17 protein-coding genes are annotated in these 15,771 nt (G+C 39.6%); 7 read left to right on the top strand and 10 right to left on the bottom strand.

What is annotated here, in order from left to right; genetic code table 11:
* The first annotated feature begins 107 nt into the window (after positions 1–107).
* Both B155_RS0100795 and B155_RS0100790 read left to right on the top strand, forming a co-directional pair.
* Positions 108–1,118, top strand: coding sequence for a LacI family DNA-binding transcriptional regulator (locus B155_RS0100795; protein WP_018126326.1), 1,011 nt, complete (start codon positions 108–110; stop codon positions 1,116–1,118).
* Positions 1,119–1,131: 13 nt separating this feature from the next.
* The gene (locus B155_RS0100790) at positions 1,132–2,091 is read left to right on the top strand and encodes a phosphoribosylaminoimidazolesuccinocarboxamide synthase (protein ID WP_040368084.1); all 960 of its coding nucleotides are present in this window, start codon (positions 1,132–1,134) and stop codon (positions 2,089–2,091) included.
* Positions 2,092–2,105: 14 nt separating this feature from the next.
* Here the strand turns inward: B155_RS0100790 and pdxR are convergent, their stop codons facing one another.
* Positions 2,106–3,608: a MocR-like pyridoxine biosynthesis transcription factor PdxR gene (gene pdxR, locus B155_RS0100785; RefSeq protein WP_018126324.1), complete on the bottom strand. Its 1,503-nt coding sequence runs from the start codon at positions 3,606–3,608 to the stop codon at positions 2,106–2,108.
* Between the two features lie 105 nt (positions 3,609–3,713).
* Here pdxR and B155_RS0100780 point away from each other — a divergent pair, with 105 nt between their 5' ends.
* The 4 genes from B155_RS0100780 to B155_RS0100765 all read left to right on the top strand — a co-directional run bounded on the left by B155_RS0100780 (position 3,714) and on the right by B155_RS0100765 (position 8,344).
* The gene (locus tag B155_RS0100780) at positions 3,714–4,709 is read left to right on the top strand and encodes an NAD(P)H-dependent amine dehydrogenase family protein (protein ID WP_018126323.1); all 996 of its coding nucleotides are present in this window, start codon (positions 3,714–3,716) and stop codon (positions 4,707–4,709) included.
* A 2-nt stretch (positions 4,710–4,711) separates the two neighbouring features.
* Positions 4,712–5,593: an aminotransferase class IV gene (locus B155_RS0100775; RefSeq protein ID WP_018126322.1), complete on the top strand. Its 882-nt coding sequence runs from the start codon at positions 4,712–4,714 to the stop codon at positions 5,591–5,593.
* Between the two features lie 62 nt (positions 5,594–5,655).
* Entirely contained in the window at positions 5,656–7,242 is a 1,587-nt protein-coding gene (locus B155_RS0100770; RefSeq protein WP_018126321.1) for an N-acyl-D-amino-acid deacylase family protein, read from the top strand.
* A 10-nt stretch (positions 7,243–7,252) separates the two neighbouring features.
* Entirely contained in the window at positions 7,253–8,344 is a 1,092-nt protein-coding gene (locus B155_RS0100765; protein ID WP_018126320.1) for a serine hydrolase domain-containing protein, read from the top strand.
* Positions 8,345–8,363: 19 nt separating this feature from the next.
* Here B155_RS0100765 and proC read toward each other — a convergent pair whose 3' ends face one another.
* Positions 8,364–9,173 carry a pyrroline-5-carboxylate reductase gene (proC, locus tag B155_RS0100760; protein ID WP_018126319.1) on the bottom strand — a complete coding sequence of 270 codons (810 nt, stop codon included), beginning with the start codon at positions 9,171–9,173 and terminating at the stop codon, positions 8,364–8,366.
* 227 nt (positions 9,174–9,400) lie between these two features.
* Between proC and B155_RS0100755 the strand changes: the two genes are divergently transcribed.
* Complete coding sequence (locus B155_RS0100755; RefSeq protein ID WP_205617748.1) at positions 9,401–10,498, top strand: MBL fold metallo-hydrolase; 1,098 nt, start codon at positions 9,401–9,403, stop codon at positions 10,496–10,498.
* Between the two features lie 24 nt (positions 10,499–10,522).
* On the opposite strand, the gene B155_RS0100750 is transcribed toward B155_RS0100755, so the two are convergent.
* The 8 genes from B155_RS0100750 to B155_RS0100715 form a co-directional block, all read right to left on the bottom strand.
* On the bottom strand, positions 10,523–11,236 hold the full coding sequence (locus B155_RS0100750; protein ID WP_018126317.1) for an SDR family NAD(P)-dependent oxidoreductase: 714 nt from the start codon (positions 11,234–11,236) through the stop codon (positions 10,523–10,525).
* 2 nt (positions 11,237–11,238) lie between these two features.
* The gene (locus B155_RS0100745) at positions 11,239–11,883 is read right to left on the bottom strand and encodes a 7-carboxy-7-deazaguanine synthase QueE (RefSeq protein ID WP_018126316.1); all 645 of its coding nucleotides are present in this window, start codon (positions 11,881–11,883) and stop codon (positions 11,239–11,241) included.
* The gene (locus B155_RS0100740; RefSeq protein ID WP_018126315.1) at positions 11,876–12,265 is read right to left on the bottom strand and encodes a 6-pyruvoyl trahydropterin synthase family protein; all 390 of its coding nucleotides are present in this window, start codon (positions 12,263–12,265) and stop codon (positions 11,876–11,878) included. Before B155_RS0100740 ends, B155_RS0100745 begins: the two co-directional genes overlap by 8 nt.
* 147 nt (positions 12,266–12,412) lie before the next feature.
* Positions 12,413–13,039, bottom strand: coding sequence for a redoxin domain-containing protein (locus tag B155_RS0100735; RefSeq protein WP_018126314.1), 627 nt, complete (start codon positions 13,037–13,039; stop codon positions 12,413–12,415).
* 47 nt (positions 13,040–13,086) lie between these two features.
* Positions 13,087–13,434, bottom strand: a complete 348-nt coding sequence (locus B155_RS0100730) for an MGMT family protein (RefSeq protein WP_018126313.1) — start codon at positions 13,432–13,434, stop codon at positions 13,087–13,089.
* Positions 13,415–14,257, bottom strand: a complete 843-nt coding sequence (locus B155_RS0100725) for a Rossmann-like and DUF2520 domain-containing protein (RefSeq protein WP_018126312.1) — start codon at positions 14,255–14,257, stop codon at positions 13,415–13,417. The genes B155_RS0100730 and B155_RS0100725 overlap by 20 nt, the downstream gene beginning before the upstream one ends.
* 1 nt (position 14,258) lies before the next feature.
* Positions 14,259–15,011: an AmmeMemoRadiSam system protein B gene (gene amrB, locus B155_RS0100720; RefSeq protein ID WP_018126311.1), complete on the bottom strand. Its 753-nt coding sequence runs from the start codon at positions 15,009–15,011 to the stop codon at positions 14,259–14,261.
* 119 nt (positions 15,012–15,130) lie between these two features.
* The gene (locus tag B155_RS0100715; protein WP_018126310.1) at positions 15,131–15,760 is read right to left on the bottom strand and encodes a 4'-phosphopantetheinyl transferase family protein; all 630 of its coding nucleotides are present in this window, start codon (positions 15,758–15,760) and stop codon (positions 15,131–15,133) included.
* Positions 15,761–15,771 lie beyond the last annotated feature (11 nt).

Genomic DNA, 15,771 nt, shown 5'->3' with positions numbered 1-15,771 from the left:
AATACATCTTAGGAAAAGATCATTATCTTTTGCAGATAAATTATTTCTTAGAAGTTATTCTTGTTTAAGTTCAATAACGACTATTACCGACTTGATATCAATATTGCATGAATAAAAAAATTACGATTTATGAAGTAGCCAATCAGGCTGGAGTGGCTATTTCTACGGTGTCGCGTGTTTTAAATAAATCGCCGAATGTTTCTCAGGAAACCAGAGATAAAGTAGATGATGCGATCAAGTCACTGAAATTTCGACCCCAAGCGAATGCGAGGAAGCTAGCTCGAAAAGAACCTCAGATGCTAGCTATTGCTGTTCCATCATTCACAACCCCTTACTTCAACGAGGTATTGAAGGGAGTGAAGGATGAACTCATGAAAATGGATTTAGATATCATCATCTACAATACAGGCTCACGTAATCCTGAAGATGCCGTGCCTTCATTTTTTGATCGCGGAACCGCCGATGCACTGATTATTCTTTCGATTGAAGTAACGACGGATATCCATGAATTGGTTCAAGCTACCCAAACCCCAGTAGTTCTCGTTAATTCTCATCATCCGGCCTACAACTACTTTATGATGAACGATTATCATGGTGGTTTTATAGCGGGCGAGCATCTGGTTAAAAAAGGCTTCAAGAAAATAGGAATGATTCGAGCATTCACTAAAAACCGTGCAGCAATAGCTCGTGAAAAAGGTTTTAAAGATGCCCTACAATCGAATGGAATTGAAATAGAGGATCGTTTTTTTATAACTGGTAAATCCTCAAAACACGGTGGCTTAACTGAAGAAGCGGGCTTTGAAGCCATTCATTTATTGCACAATCAAGGCGAAATGCCGGAAGCCTTATTCTGTTCAAACGATACCCAAGCACTTGGAGCTATTCATGCCCTCAATGGACTGGGATTATCAGTACCAGACGATATCGCATTAATGGGCTACGATAATATTAAGTTATCGAAGTATCTTGATCTTACCACGGTAGATCAGCAGATGCATACTATAGGTGTTAAAGCCACGCAGCGTTTGGGTGAAATCATTAAAAACCCTGCTCAAAAAGCACTTCAACAAACTATCGACCCTGTTCTTATTGAACGCGGTTCAACCAACAAAATTTAAATCAACTTACTCTGTGAGTACCCTTTTAAAAGAAGCACTTAATCATTGTATCACTGATACCAACGTTTCGAATATACCTGAACCTTATAAAGGAAAAGTTCGGGAAGTTTATACGCTTAATGATGACACTTTAGGCATCGTTGTAACCGATAGAATTTCAGCATTTGATTATATCATGCGCCAAGCCATTCCTTTTAAAGGACAAATCCTTAATCAAATGGCTGCTTTTTCATTCGAAAAGGTGAAAGACATAGTGCCTACTCATATCAAAGAAGTCCCACACCCAAATGTGACGATCTCAAAAAAGTGCGCCCCGATTCCTATTGAAGTTGTGATTCGAGGCTATCTCACTGGGCATGCATGGCGTACCTATAAATCGGGATTGAGAACGTTATGTGGGGTAACACTTCCAGAAGGAATGGTTGAACATCAGAAGTTTGAACAACCCATCCTTACCCCTGCTACTAAAGCCACCGAAGGCCATGATGAAGATATCTCTGAAGAAGAAATACTATCGCGCGGTATCGTTGAAGAAAAGCTTTGGAATTCCATAAAAGAAACGGCATTCAAATTATTTGAACGTGGAACTGAAGTAGCTGCGAAACAAGGACTCATCCTAGTGGATACCAAGTATGAATTTGGACTATACAATGGTGAACTCACCTTAATTGATGAAGTTCACACCACAGATAGTAGTCGCTACTTTTACTTAGATGGCTATGAAGCACGCCAAGCTAAAGGGGAAAATCAGAAGCAATTAAGTAAAGAATTCCTCCGTGAGTGGTTAATGGAAAATGAGTTCCAAGGACTAGACGGGCAAACTTTACCAGACCTTCCCGATTCGTTTAGAATAGAAGTTTATGAGCGATATGCTGAATTGTTTGGCTTACTCACTGGTAAAGCTTTTGAACCAAAGCTCGACAAGAACATCAATCAGTCGCTTGAAGACTTATTTGAACCTTACCTAAAGTAATATTCACTTCGCTTTTATTGAGATTGCTGGTGCTTTATGAACTGTCGGCATAAAGCACCCATCTCTCTAATTTTGGATTTTATACTGGCCTTATCTACCGAAGAAAATCCCATTACTAAGCCATTCCCCATATTTCCTTTAACTACGTACTTACTCAAAGGGAAAACGGTAATTCCATTTTCAGTTAGAAACTTAGCAAGTTCATTATCGACAATCGATTTGGGTAAATCGGCAATTACGTGTAAGCCTTGGGTAAGGGGCCTCAAGCTCATGATAGCACCTAACTCTCGATTAAATTGATCTATGAAGTAAGATCGACGTGTATTTGACACCTCTACTACTTTTCGTAAATGGGTACTCAAATAACCCTTCTCAATAAAGGTCGACATTATTTTTTGATTCATGGGTGGTACAAACCTGAGTGTTTGCTCTAGGGACGCTCTTATATCATTCACTAGATAAGGAGGCACTATTATATAACCGAGCCGAACAGATGGATGAAGAAGCTTATTAAAGGTACCCAGATAGATTACACTTTCACTTTTATCTAAGCCAAATATGGAAGTTATAGGCTCTTCCCAATTGCTAAACTCATGATCATAATCGTCTTCAACAATTAAGCAATTATGCTTCTGAGCCCATTCTAAAACTTCCAACCTTCTATCCAAACTCATCTTAATTCCCGAAGGATATTGGTTCGATGGAGTGGTATAAATAAATTTTGGGTCTTGAACCTTTGATAATGGAACCCCTTTTATATCTATACCTTCATCATCTATGCTTGCCGCTAGTAATTTTGCCTTGAGACTTTTAAAAATAGCTATGGCATTGGCGTAGGCTGGGTTTTCAACAATGATCTGATCATCCGCATCAATCAATAAATCACCGATGATTGAGATTGAATGCATTGAGCCCGTAACAATAATTACTTGATCATGGTGGCAATGAATATTTCGATAAATACGCAGATAGTCGGTGATGTTCTTCCGTAAGCTCAGCAGACCTTGTGGGTCACCGTACGACATTTCTGAATAGGTAACGTCACGCCAATAGCGGTTAGTTAGACTTTGCCACTGCCGAACTGGAAATATATCTAATGGGGGCAATCCAGGTCTAAAGGCCGTACCTCCTCCCGATGTGCGATTCATCAGATTCACATACTTTCTAAATCTCTTACCGCGCTCAGAAATCTCTGGGCGTGAACCATTTGTGCTGATACTTAAGAGTCGATGCTTGATTTTTTTTCGTTGCACATCCTCCACATAATAGCCTGAGCCTTGTACCGACTTCACATATTTTTCTATACAAAGTATCTCATAGGCTTTAATTACGGTAGAGCGCGACACTCCAATATCATTTGCTAAAACTCTACTGGGTGGTAGTTTTTCGCCTTTAACAAGCTGTTTAGAGAGTACCGCCTCCATGAGTGCCTCAGCAAGCGCCCTATACACACTCATTTTGGTTTTATTTTCGGGGAATCCGTTGGTAGCTAAAATGCCATTTAATTTGTTCTGCAAGATTGTATTGCCTTAAAACTTAAAATTGGTATGCTATTTTTTAATTATCAGCAATTAGATTGCGTACCAATTAAAACTTTTATTAGGAAAAATACCTAAATAATTATGATTGGAGTTCTACAAATGGGGTTCGGGCCTCTTGGAAAACAGATTGCCCATTACATCGCAGACAAAAAAAACGTTAAAACCATCGCGGTAGTTGACCTAGATCCTGATTTAATTGGGAAGGATATAGGTGAATTACTTGGCAAAGATAAAACAGGAGTTACCGTTTCATCATCGGTTGATGAAGCTTTAGCCAAATTAGATAAAAAACCCGATGTGGCGGTAATCACAACCGTATCGAGTATTAAGAAATTAGTAGGGCAAGTTGAGGCCGTAGCCAAACATGGGATGCCTATCGTTTCTACTTGTGAAGAACTCTCTTACCCCTGGAAGGAAAATGAAGCAGTAAGCAATGAAATAGATCAAATCTGCAAGAAATATAAAGTAGCGTGTTTAGGTACGGGTGTTAATCCAGGATTCTTAATGGATTACCTCCCTTCTACCCTAACTTCAATTTGTAAAGATGTTGATAGCATCACTGTTGAACGCATTCAAGACGCTACACCAAGAAGAGTGCCATTTCAGAAAAAAATTGGAGCCGGGTTAAATTTATCCTCTTTTAAAGAGAAAGAAGCAGAAGGCACATTACGCCATGTTGGATTGAAGGAGTCTGTGTACTTCTTAGCATCCTGTGTGGGAATAGATTTAGATGAAGTTACAGAAGAGTTAAATCCTGTAGTTTCTGATAATGACATCAGTGTGCCATCCATGAACATCAAAAAGGGGGATGCGCGTGGGGTTGAACAAATTTCACATGGGTACCAAAATGGAGTGCTTAAAATTAAGATGCACTTTAAGGCGGCTATCGGAGAACCCCGTTCTTATGATAAAGTAACCGTTAAGGGTGAGCCCTCTTTTGTATCTGAAATAGATGGGGGCATCAATGGCGATATCGCTACCTGCGCAATCACTATTAACAGTATTAAAAGTGTATTGAAAGCAAATCCTGGCCTTCAAACCATGTCAACCATTTCAGTACCTGGATACCTTTCGTAAACATGCAATCAGCACAACCTCAATATCCCACCAAAGTATTCCTGAATGGTCGCATTGTCGACCTTCAGGAGGCTAAAATATCGGTTTTTGACCGAGGGTTTCTATTTGGTGATGGAGTATATGAGGTTATGGTAGGGCAAAATGGACAATTTTATTTTATAGAAGATCATTTTAAGCGTCTACAAAATAGCTTAGCTAAGGTTCAAATAGACTTCCAAGTGGATAGCCTATTCCCTCATCTAAATGCACTATTACAAAGCTGTAGCATTCGTGATGAGGCTTGCTTGCTCTACATTCAAATTACACGTGGTATTGCCCCACGGAAACACAATTTCCCTCAAGACGCATCTCCATCAGTGATGATGTACATCTTGAAAAAAGCATTACCTGGCATTAATAAAAGTCCACTATCCGTCATTACTTCACCGGATAAAAGATGGCTACAGTGTGATATCAAAATGATTTCGCTACTTGGTAATGTATTGGCAAACCAGATAGCCGTAGAACATAAAGTGTATGAATCGCTGTTATATCGCGAGAATAAAATCACAGAAGGCTCGCATTGTAATGTATTCTTTGTAAAGAACGATGTGGTGTATACCCATCCAGCTGATGATTACATATTGAATGGAATAACACGCCAGAAAACAATCGATTTGTGTAAACAAATTGGCATTGAAGTAAATGAGAAAGCCATTACCGTAGATGAGCTGTATAAAATGGATGAAGCATTTTTAACAGGTACTACTACCCAAATTGCATCCATAAAAAAAGTGAATGATCACTTCTATTATGAAGGCTCAACACCTGGGGCAGTTACGGCTCAACTTCAAAAAGCATTTAAGAAACTGAAACTAAGCAAGTTTATGGCTAGCAGTAACTAACATTATTTATATAAAGATTAGTTAACACGAAATAATTTTAAATAAACACAACAACCAACAGTATGAAGCATTCTTTTCGAGCATATACCATTTTACTTTTAGGTGTACTAATTGTGGGGTGTGGACAGAACAACAAAGAATTCGATATAGTCATACTGAATGGTACTGTTTATGATGGCAGTGGTGAGAAACCATACACTGCTGATATAGGAATTATCGGCGATCAAATAGCCGAAATCGGTCATTTATCTAGGAGCGCTAGTAAGCGCAAAGTAGAAGCAAAAGGCTTGGCGGTTGCTCCAGGCTTCATCGACATGCATGCCCACATTGATCCAATAATGCGTCTTTCCGAAAGTGAAAGTGCAGTACGCCAAGGCGTGACCACATCCCTAGGTGGTCCCGATGGCACGAGTCCATGGCCCTTTGGTCCATATTTAGACTCATTGGAAACAATCGGTGTTGGTATGAACGTAGCCTATTTAATTGGGCATAATACTGTTCGTCGCAATGTCATGAAACTGGATAACCGCCAACCTAATGCTAATGAATTAGCAGAAATGACCTATCAAATAAAACAGGGAATGCAGGAAGGTGCCTTTGGTATTTCAACGGGGTTAAAATATATCCCGGGTTCCTTTTCTGAAATTGATGAAGTAATCACATTATCAAAAGCCGCTTCTGAAGAAGGCGGTATTTATACTTCTCACCTACGGGAAGAAGGGCTAGGACTGATGGCAGCAGTAAAAGAAGCCATTACCATCTCAGAGAAAGCAGATATACCCGTAATACTAACACATCATAAAGTGATTGGGCAACCCATGTGGGGCAAAAGTGTGCAAACACTTGCTATGGTCGATTCGGCACGAAACGAAGGGCTGGATATAAAAATCGATCAATATCCCTACACCGCGAGTTACACTGGTATTAGTGTGCTGATACCGGGGTGGGCAAGAGCTGGTGGCAATAATGAGTTTAAGCGCAGAGTAAACACCCCTGCCCTGCGCGACAGTATCAAAGCGGGCATTGAGTTTAACTTGATTACAGATCGTGGTGGCGGAGATTTATCTCGTGTTCAGTTTGCAAAGGTATCATGGATGCCTGAACTAGAAGGTAAGACCCTCAAAGATTGGGCTATTATGAAAGGATTGGAGCCTAATGTAAGTAACGGCGCTGATTTAGTGATAGAAGCTCAAGTTAACGGAGGTGCTTCTTGTGTATTCCATGCAATGGATGAAGCAGATGTAGAGCGAATTATGCAGCACCCTTTCACGATGGTAGCATCGGATGGGCGCTTAGTAACGCCTGGCGATGGTCATCCCCACCCACGTTGGTATGGGACTTTTCCTCGAGTATTAGGACGTTATGTACGTGAACGAGGCACTTTAACTCTTGAGAATGCCATTTATAAAATGACAGGCTTACCAGCTACAACTTTAGGCCTCACAGATAGAGGGTTTCTTAAAGAAGGCCAAAAAGCGGATATAGTATTATTTGACCCCAACACGGTAAAAGATAATGCCACTTTTGAAGAACCTCACCAATATTCAGATGGTATCGAGTATGTATTCGTTAACGGGTCCGTAGCCGTTGATAATGGAGAATTCAAAGGAATTAAAGCAGGTAAAGTACTTCGTAAAAACAAACAGTAAATAAGGGATTATGTTACTCAAACGGTTCTCCGTAATCATTACCACAAGATTATTTCTCAGTACTTTACTATTAGTTGGGTTTTCATGTATTCGAGACCTCCCCGTACAACAAACCTATCCCGCAGAACAATGGGAAATCGTTAACGATGTATCTGAACTAGGCTACAGCATAGAAAAACTTGAATTAGCAAAGTCCTATGCCAACCAAATAAATACAGCTGCTGTTACCATTGTTGTAAACGGGAAAATCCTATATGAATGGGGTGAAGTAGAACAAAAATACAACACTCATTCCATCCGTAAGAGTGTACTTAGTGCTCTTTATGGAAACTATGTAGCCGATGGTACTATCGATATGGAGCAAACGATGGAAGAGCTTGGCATTGATGATGTGCCTCCACTTTCAGAGGAAGAAAAACAAGCTACTGTACGTGATAACTTAAAAGCTCGCTCTGGAATCTATCATACAGCCCTATATGAATCTCAAGGCATGAAGGATTTAAAACCAGAACGGTTTACTCAGCGCCCAGGAACTCATTGGTATTATAATAATTGGGACTTCAATGTAGCGGGCACCATATTCACTCAAGCTACTGGAAAAGGTGTATTTGAAGCGATTGAAGAAGAAATCGCTAAACCTATAGGCATGGAACAGTTCACCGCTGAAGATGGCAACTATGTAACCGGTGATGCCTCTATTCACCAAGCATATCCGTTTCGAATTAATGCTAGAGATCTAGCTCGCTTTGGGTTACTTATGCTTCGTAATGGAAAATGGGAAAATCAGCAACTTATCCCCGCTGATTGGGTTAAGGAAAGTACTTCTTACCACTCTGATGCCACTTTATATTCCTCTGATGGGTATGGGTATATGTGGTGGGTGGTTCGTGATCACAATAAATATCCGCATTTACCCAATGTAAAACTGAATGAGGGTGCTTACTCTGCTCGAGGAGCTGGAGGGCACTACGTTCTCATCATACCTGATTACGATATGGTTTTGGTACATCGTGTAAATACGGATATTCGCAATAATCGTGTAAGTAGCAGTGAATTTGGTACGCTTGTGAACCTAATCTTAGATGCTAAAAACCAAGATTAATCAACTTCGAAACATCTAGCTACTGATGTTCTTGACCAAGCTCAACTGCTCTATCAAAGGCAGCATAAGCTGCATCTTTAATAAGGGTATTCACATTATTATCGTCCATAGAATCTAATGCGGCTTGGGTTGTCCCTCCTTTCGAGGCTACTCTTTTAATCCAACCATCTGGTGCTAATTCAGATTCTTTGAACAACTGAATCGCTCCTTCAAAGGTGTTACTTACTAGAATCTTCGAATCATTTTGAGAGAACCCCATTTTAAGGGCGGCCTCCATCATAGACTGCATAAAGTAAAATACATATGCAGGGCCACTTCCCGATATTCCCGTCGATTTATTGATAAAAGACTCATCTTGAACGTGAATGGCTATGCCTGTGGAATCCAATAAATCTCTAATGGCTACTTGTTCAATTTTTGAAACAGCTTCCGTCTCTGTAAAAGCGGTAACGCCTTTGCTTACCTTGGCTGGTAAATTTGGCATAGCTCGTACAACCTTAGGAATACCTGATAGCTTCACCATAAAATCAGTAGTCACACCAGCCATCAGAGATACAATGATTTGCTGATCATTCAAGTGTGGTTTCATTTCGGCTAATAACGATTCCGCATGATGTGGTTTAACAGCTAAGAATATGACATGAGCCATCTCTACTGCAGGTGTTAGGGAATCAAAAATATTAAATCGCTCGTCTTCACGAAGCGTATCTCTTAATTCTGGGTCTTTATCATAGATTAATAGGTCCCCAGGTTTTATTTGGGTTGAGCCGGTCATTCCTTCTGCGAATGTAAGCCCCATGTTACCGGCACCTATCATCAAAACTTTCATCAGTATGTATTGGTTATTTAAATTTTAGAAGTGAACTACTAAACTAGACAGCAATCAGATTAAATGACAATCTAATTCAGTTTACTTTTAACCTCACCTTTTGAACTAAGTTCAAAAAATTAACCATTGAGTATACATTATTTTATTAAAGGTATAGGTTAACAAATTGTAGTAACTTCGTGCCCCAAATATTATTCATCATGATCAAACGAGTTAAAAAACTAATTATGGGCATCACAATTACAGTTGTAGCTTTACTACTTCTACTAGTTATTGGTACCACTATCTTCGTTAATGTAAGTCCGCAATTTGGTCAAGCACCTACAGGTGATAAGCTCGAGCAACTCAAACAATCTCCCAATTTTAACGGCAAGAATTTTGTAAACACTGTTGATACCTCCACGGGTGAGATTTTGGAGGCGCTAAAATCAATGCCTAAAATGCTGTTTGGGAGCAGTGGAAATCCTACTAAGCCATTACCGACCATCTTCAGTGACATACCTAATGAAGTGGACTCTTCTAAAACCTACATTACTTGGTATGGGCATTCTACTTTTCTCATTGAAACACATGGGCAAAGAATACTCATCGATCCTATGTTTGGAGAGGTTGCGGCACCAGTTCCCTTTGGTACTAAGAGGTTTAAATACGATCAAGCATTACCTATAGCGTCTATTAAAAACATTGATGTTGTTATCATTTCCCATGATCATTACGACCATTTAGACTATCCAACCATCCAAAAGCTTAAGGATGAAATAAAACATTTTGTTACTCCACTAGGGATTGGCTCTCATTTAGAATCTTGGGGAATACCAGAAGAGGATATTACAGAGTTAGATTGGTGGCAAGATGTTAAGCTATCGGATATTACATTTACCGCAACTCCATCACGACATTTCTCGGGCAGAGGTATAACCGATCGTGATGCCACCTTGTGGGCAAGCTGGGTTATTCAATCACCCTCAGCCAATCTTTACTACAGTGGTGATAGCGGATATGCCAATCACTTCCAAGAAATTGCAACTAAACTCGGTCCATTTGATTTCGCCATGCTTGAATGTGGGCAATACAACACTGCATGGAATCAAATTCACATGTTTCCTGATCAAACAGTACAAGCTGCTTTAGACCTTAACGCAACACTCGTAATGCCTATTCATTGGGGCGCTTTTAGGCTAGCACCACATGCTTGGGATGAGTCTGTTTCAGCATTTGTAGAAAGTGCTAAATCAAAAAATATAAACTACACTCACCCAATGATTGGTCAACGTTTTGAATTAGGGGAAGCTCCTGCACTAACGGAATGGTGGAATAATCTCTAATTCCAGTTCGGGAACGGAATCGAACTACATCGGCTTTGTTTCGCCTGCTTTGGGCATCAAATTGATTTCTTCGGCTACGCTTCGTGGACTTAACTCGGTAAGAGAGTGAATAATACGAGCTACGTCAACAGGGTCTATCAATTCATTAGGATCAATATCAACGCCTTCCCAAGAAGTTGAGTACGTTTGGCCTAGATTAATAGCTGAAACAGCTACATTTGTAGGCATCAATTCTTTCCGAAGAGATCGTGTATACCCGAGTAGTGCATGTTTGCTCATGGTATACGCTCCGCTATCTGCATAACCCTTTAGTGAAGCTTGAGAACAGATATTAACAATGAGCCCTCTCTCCTGCTGCTTTAAAAGAGGCAATACCACTTTAGTCATATTGAAAGCTGACAGCGTGTTTATCTCAAATTGATTTATGAATTCGCTTTGAGTAGTATCTTCAAGCTTCTTGAACAAAAACGTACCTGCGTTATTCACAAGCACTGCAGGATTTAATTTTTGAAAGTCTATAGCTTTTAAAGCTTCTAAGTCCGTTAAGTCGACAGATAAAATATCTACCGATTTCGCACCTGCTTCTTCGCATTCTATTTTGGTGCGCTCTAACTCATCTACATTTCGAGCAAGTAATACAATGGGGCGGTTTGTATTAGATGCAAAGAACTTCGCTATTTCGAGGCCTATGCCTTTGCTTCCACCGGTAACTATTACCGAAGCTTGCTCATAACTCATCACTATGGGACTTTTAGAAACTTATGGGTCTGTAGACTTATTCCCCATTGAGGGTTTTCCTTTACATAGTCTACAATAAGCGGAATTGATTTAGGCGTATCCCACTCTGGTTGCAATAGTAATTGTGTGCCTTCAGGACAACGAGCTGCGTTCTTTTCAGCCCACTGAAGATCTTTATTGGTAAGTACAACTACCTTTAGTTCATCAACATAATCGAATATTTCGTCGGTAGGCTCTTTAAACCTTTTCGGTGAAAGAGTAATCCAATCTAAATGCCCAGTAAGAGGCGACGAACCGCTTGTTTCGATATGCGTTTTTATACCAGCTTCTTTAAGTGCTACGGTAAGCGGAAGTAAGTCGTGCAGTAAAGGTTCTCCACCTGTGATTACAGCGAAGGGTGCCCCACTTTCTTTAACAAGTTCTACAAGTTCACCCACTTTCATTAAAGGGTGACCTTCTTCTTCCCAACTTTCTTTAACATCACACCACCAGCAATTTACGTCACAGCCAGCTGTACGAATAAAGTAAGAAGCTCTACCTGTGTGTGCACCTTCTCCTTGAATCGTATAGAAATGTTCAACTATAGGGTATTCAACGGATAAATAATCAGTGATAGAATCGCTATGTGTTTCAATAAGATTAGACATCTTTGTCAGTATACTCAACCCAGCAAGTATCCGTTTCCCATACGGTTACAGTCAATTCTATACCTTCTGGAATTCTCTTCATGGTTTCATTATGAATAAACTCAGCAATACGTTCAGCTGTAGTATTCACTTCCATCAATTCGTTTAATACACCGTGATCAAGTCCACCTTTCTCTGAATCTTTTGCCGCCCATTTAAGCTCTTTGAAATCACATACCATATCATCAGTATTTAGATAAAGAGAAGGGTTCAGTTTGTGAGATTTTGCAGACATCTTCACTTTATATGAGTGTCCATGCATGCGTCCGCATTTCCCATTGTAACCATCGATATAATGGGCAGCATCGAATTTAAATTCTGTATGAAGCGTCCAAGTTGGCATCTGATTTTCTAATCTAAACGTGTCTATTTCTGAATTTGCTTACTAGCAAAAAAGCTAGCCTTAAAAATACAGGTTTTTTTAGAGAATTACCGTATCGGCTTTTCCAATCGAACTCATAAATAGGATTATGATTTAAGGAGCCTGACTTTAGTTCACTCTCTTAATAGGGCAGCCTAATAATTTGGTAGTGGTTCGTATAAGTTCTTGGCCAGCAACCATTTTTTGAATAGCGTCTTCTAAGTACTTTTCTTGAACTTGAGTGGCATTCCGGGGATTATCATCAATTGCCCCTATATATACTAGCTGTTCCGTTGAGTTAAACACAAACACTTGAGGAGTACGTGATGCGCCAAATGCATCGGCAATCTGATGATCTTTATCGAGTGCGTAGTAGAAGTTATAACTCTGTTTAGCAGCTCTCTTCTTCATATCCTCTAACGACTCCCCTCTGTCTCGAGTTCGTTCGTTAGGATTCAATGCAATCATACCAATGTTGTTCAGCTTAGCAATATTCGAAATCTGTACTAAACGATCTTCCCATTGAGAAACCGCAGGACAAGTATTGCAGGAAAAAATCACTATCAAACCATTAGTTTCAACAATCTCACCTAGGGTAAGCGATCTTCCAGATACATCTTCTACTTTGATGTCTTTAGCCGGTAAGGTTCCATTTAATTGAAGAGATTGTGCAATCACATTCATGGAGCTGAAGCTCAGGCATACAAATAGGGCAATTGCAGGAAGGTATAGTAATTTCGAAGTCGCTCTTTTCATAGTTAGAAGGTAAGAAAACCCATTCTACTATACCAAAGGGTTCTAAATTATGAATTTGATAAAGGATCCCAGAAATGTAAGTCGATGTCGACGGTATAAGGGCTTTTAAAAACAATGCCCTCTTGCTCTAATCGTTCTCGCATTGAGTCACCCTCAAAATATGCTCTACCAGTGAGCTGCCCGAGGCGATTTACAACACGATGAGCCGGGATATGATAACCCAAATCTTTAGCAAGGTAGTTGTTGAGTGCGTAGCCAACCATGCGAGCTCCAGATTCTACCCCTAAATAAGCCGAAATTGCACCATAAGTAGTTACTTTCCCTTCAGGAATTTTACTTACGATTTCATACACACGGTTATAAAAATCCTGTGTACTAATCTTTGATTTTGCCATTAAATAAATCCTTCAAGCTTCGTTGAGTATCTATATCAACATCTTTAGCTAAAGGGATAGTGAGTAAACCCAGTTTTGCATAAAGTTCGACCAATTTCGGATTTACCGAAAGATCTTCCAAATGTTTTTCGATTGTTGAAAGATCCCCTCTGGCAATAGGTCCCGTTAAACTATGCTCAATGCCCTTATCAAGCATATTTTTTAATGAACTACGCGTTAAACTTAATAGCGCCTTTTCGATTTCATCTTTAGAAACGCCACTAAGTTCGGCCATTTCTGAAGAAGCATTCAATAATGTAACTACGTAATTCGATGCCATTACCGAGGCCGCATGTATTAAACTCTTTGCCGAGGATGGGATTTCAAATGCATGTGCTTTTAGCTTTTTGGCTAACTCATACATCCTCTTCACCGCTAGTGTATCACCCTCAATATCAAAATACACATCTTCAAATGAGTCCTGCCCTTTCAATATGGCTTTCATTGGATGGAACGCCCCAACCGAGGCTCCTACATCCTTAAATGGCTGCAATAACTCCGAGTTTTCATTGCCCGAGCAATGCAATACCGTAACTCCTTCAAAGTTCAGATCTCGTTGAGAGAGTTCATCTACTACATCTTTTAGTGCGGAATCAGAGACGGTAATAAATAAAATATCACCTAACTCTTCAGATGTGCGTGGAAGGCGGTCAATTACATTGGGGTGAGCCCCCTTATTTCTAGAATATAAACCATGTATAGAATAACCCGCTTTGGGTAGGGCTTTGTTTAATGTAAGCCCTACGTTGCCTAAGCCAATAATGGTTATTCTATTTGATTGCATACTAGGCTAACTGATGTTGGCGAGTATGTGCGAATCCACCTGTAAATTTAGTTTGAGCTGTTACGGGAGTAAACCAAATATCTAAGTTCCAATATTTAGATACTAAAACACCCGTCATAAATGCACGAGCTCCTTCTACATTCTTTTCGTTGCTGTTCAAGTAGTGATGCAATCCAGATTCATTGTTTGATTCAATTAAATCTTTAAGCTTTTGAAGCTCCTCAGCATTATCACTTGGGATGTCGCAACAGAATACCAATAATGCATTTCGGTACTGTAATAACTCATCAAGAGCGAAAGCAAGTTCCTTTACAATAGCTGGATCGTAATCGCCGATTTGAACACTCACAACTTCAAAATCACTTTGGCAAGCTTGCATCATCATGAGTTGGGTGTACAAGCTCATTTCATCACTCATCCCCCCATCGTTGATAAAGAAATCATCTTCCTCATCGCACAATTCATTTCTAAGCTTATCATCTACTTTAACTTCACCAAATGGTGTGTTAAACACTTGGTTTGATGGAATACTGAGTTTCTTTTCTAATTCGCCTTTGTACGATTCAATTACTACCAGCGTATCAAAACTTGAACTGCAAATGTTCTTATAGATGGATGTAATCTCTTCTGGATTATCAGGATCCATATGAGTAGGCACAAACAACAATCTAATTTTTTGTGGAGTATTTGTAGCCGCTTTTGAATTTTTCAGGGATGCTTGGAGTTCTTCCTTAGTAATATTAGTAAATGGCATGTGCTGATGATTTATTAATAAGAATGCGTAGATGACATAGAAAAGCCTGAAGACACTCTTTCCATTTGAGGAGATAAAGTCTCTTCAGGCCAATAATAAATGAACCGTATTTTAAAGCCTTAATAAGCAATAGAAATTTGATGATCCAGTTCACGGAAACTACAAATTTGAAAACTATTTTCATCATTAATTCTTACTAAGAATTCGTTTTCTGTACACTTTTTTAAGGTAATAGCATTCAAATTCGTTCGAAGTCCCGTACCCAATAACTTTACAACGGCTTCCTTAGCCGTCCACAAAAGAATAGGATCACATTCTTCTTTTAATGCATACTCTTGCTCATTTAAGATTCGATCCAGTAAACGAGGATGTATGCTCCTGCCTATATTTTCGGCATCAATACCGATATCTAAAGTTTTAGAAATAGCAGCAAATACATGCGTTCTGGTATGTGCAAAACTAACATATAACTCCTCACCATTTATCAACGCATAAGGTTTGCCCTGCTCATGCTTACACAATTCATTGGAAGAAATGGTTCTCCCCTCCAAATACTCTCTCACCAAAGCATGGTACAAATGCCGTGTAGTTAGAAACTCCGCTTTTCTATGGTCATGCTTAAACTCATTCCACTCCTTTAATTCAAGAGGGCTTAAGATGGAAGTATCCAGCGATTTTTGAATGGAACTAGCACCGATTATTAGTTGCTTGGGTGCCCCAGAAATTTGATCTGTAGATATGAGTTGCAAAAGAATAGATA

Origin of the sequence: Balneola vulgaris DSM 17893 (assembly GCF_000375465.1) — a bacterium.
Classification (GTDB): domain Bacteria; phylum Bacteroidota; class Rhodothermia; order Balneolales; family Balneolaceae; genus Balneola; species Balneola vulgaris.
Note: the sequence above shows the minus strand (reverse complement) of the source record. Positions and strands in the feature narration are given on the sequence as shown.

Coding starts and splice junctions, on each gene's coding strand:
- B155_RS0100725 (WP_018126312.1), bottom strand. CDS start 14,257: ATGCAATCAAATAGAATAACCATTATTGGCTTAGGCAACGTAGGGCTT.
- B155_RS0100770 (WP_018126321.1), top strand. CDS start 5,656: ATGAAGCATTCTTTTCGAGCATATACCATTTTACTTTTAGGTGTACTA.
- B155_RS0100755 (WP_205617748.1), top strand. CDS start 9,401: ATGGGCATCACAATTACAGTTGTAGCTTTACTACTTCTACTAGTTATT.
- B155_RS0100750 (WP_018126317.1), bottom strand. CDS start 11,236: ATGAGTTATGAGCAAGCTTCGGTAATAGTTACCGGTGGAAGCAAAGGC.
- B155_RS0100775 (WP_018126322.1), top strand. CDS start 4,712: ATGCAATCAGCACAACCTCAATATCCCACCAAAGTATTCCTGAATGGT.
- B155_RS0100745 (WP_018126316.1), bottom strand. CDS start 11,883: ATGTCTAATCTTATTGAAACACATAGCGATTCTATCACTGATTATTTA.
- B155_RS0100730 (WP_018126313.1), bottom strand. CDS start 13,434: ATGGCAAAATCAAAGATTAGTACACAGGATTTTTATAACCGTGTGTAT.
- proC (WP_018126319.1), bottom strand. CDS start 9,173: ATGAAAGTTTTGATGATAGGTGCCGGTAACATGGGGCTTACATTCGCA.
- amrB (WP_018126311.1), bottom strand. CDS start 15,011: ATGCCATTTACTAATATTACTAAGGAAGAACTCCAAGCATCCCTGAAA.
- B155_RS0100765 (WP_018126320.1), top strand. CDS start 7,253: ATGTTACTCAAACGGTTCTCCGTAATCATTACCACAAGATTATTTCTC.
- B155_RS0100735 (WP_018126314.1), bottom strand. CDS start 13,039: ATGAAAAGAGCGACTTCGAAATTACTATACCTTCCTGCAATTGCCCTA.
- B155_RS0100740 (WP_018126315.1), bottom strand. CDS start 12,265: ATGCCAACTTGGACGCTTCATACAGAATTTAAATTCGATGCTGCCCAT.
- B155_RS0100795 (WP_018126326.1), top strand. CDS start 108: ATGAATAAAAAAATTACGATTTATGAAGTAGCCAATCAGGCTGGAGTG.
- B155_RS0100780 (WP_018126323.1), top strand. CDS start 3,714: ATGATTGGAGTTCTACAAATGGGGTTCGGGCCTCTTGGAAAACAGATT.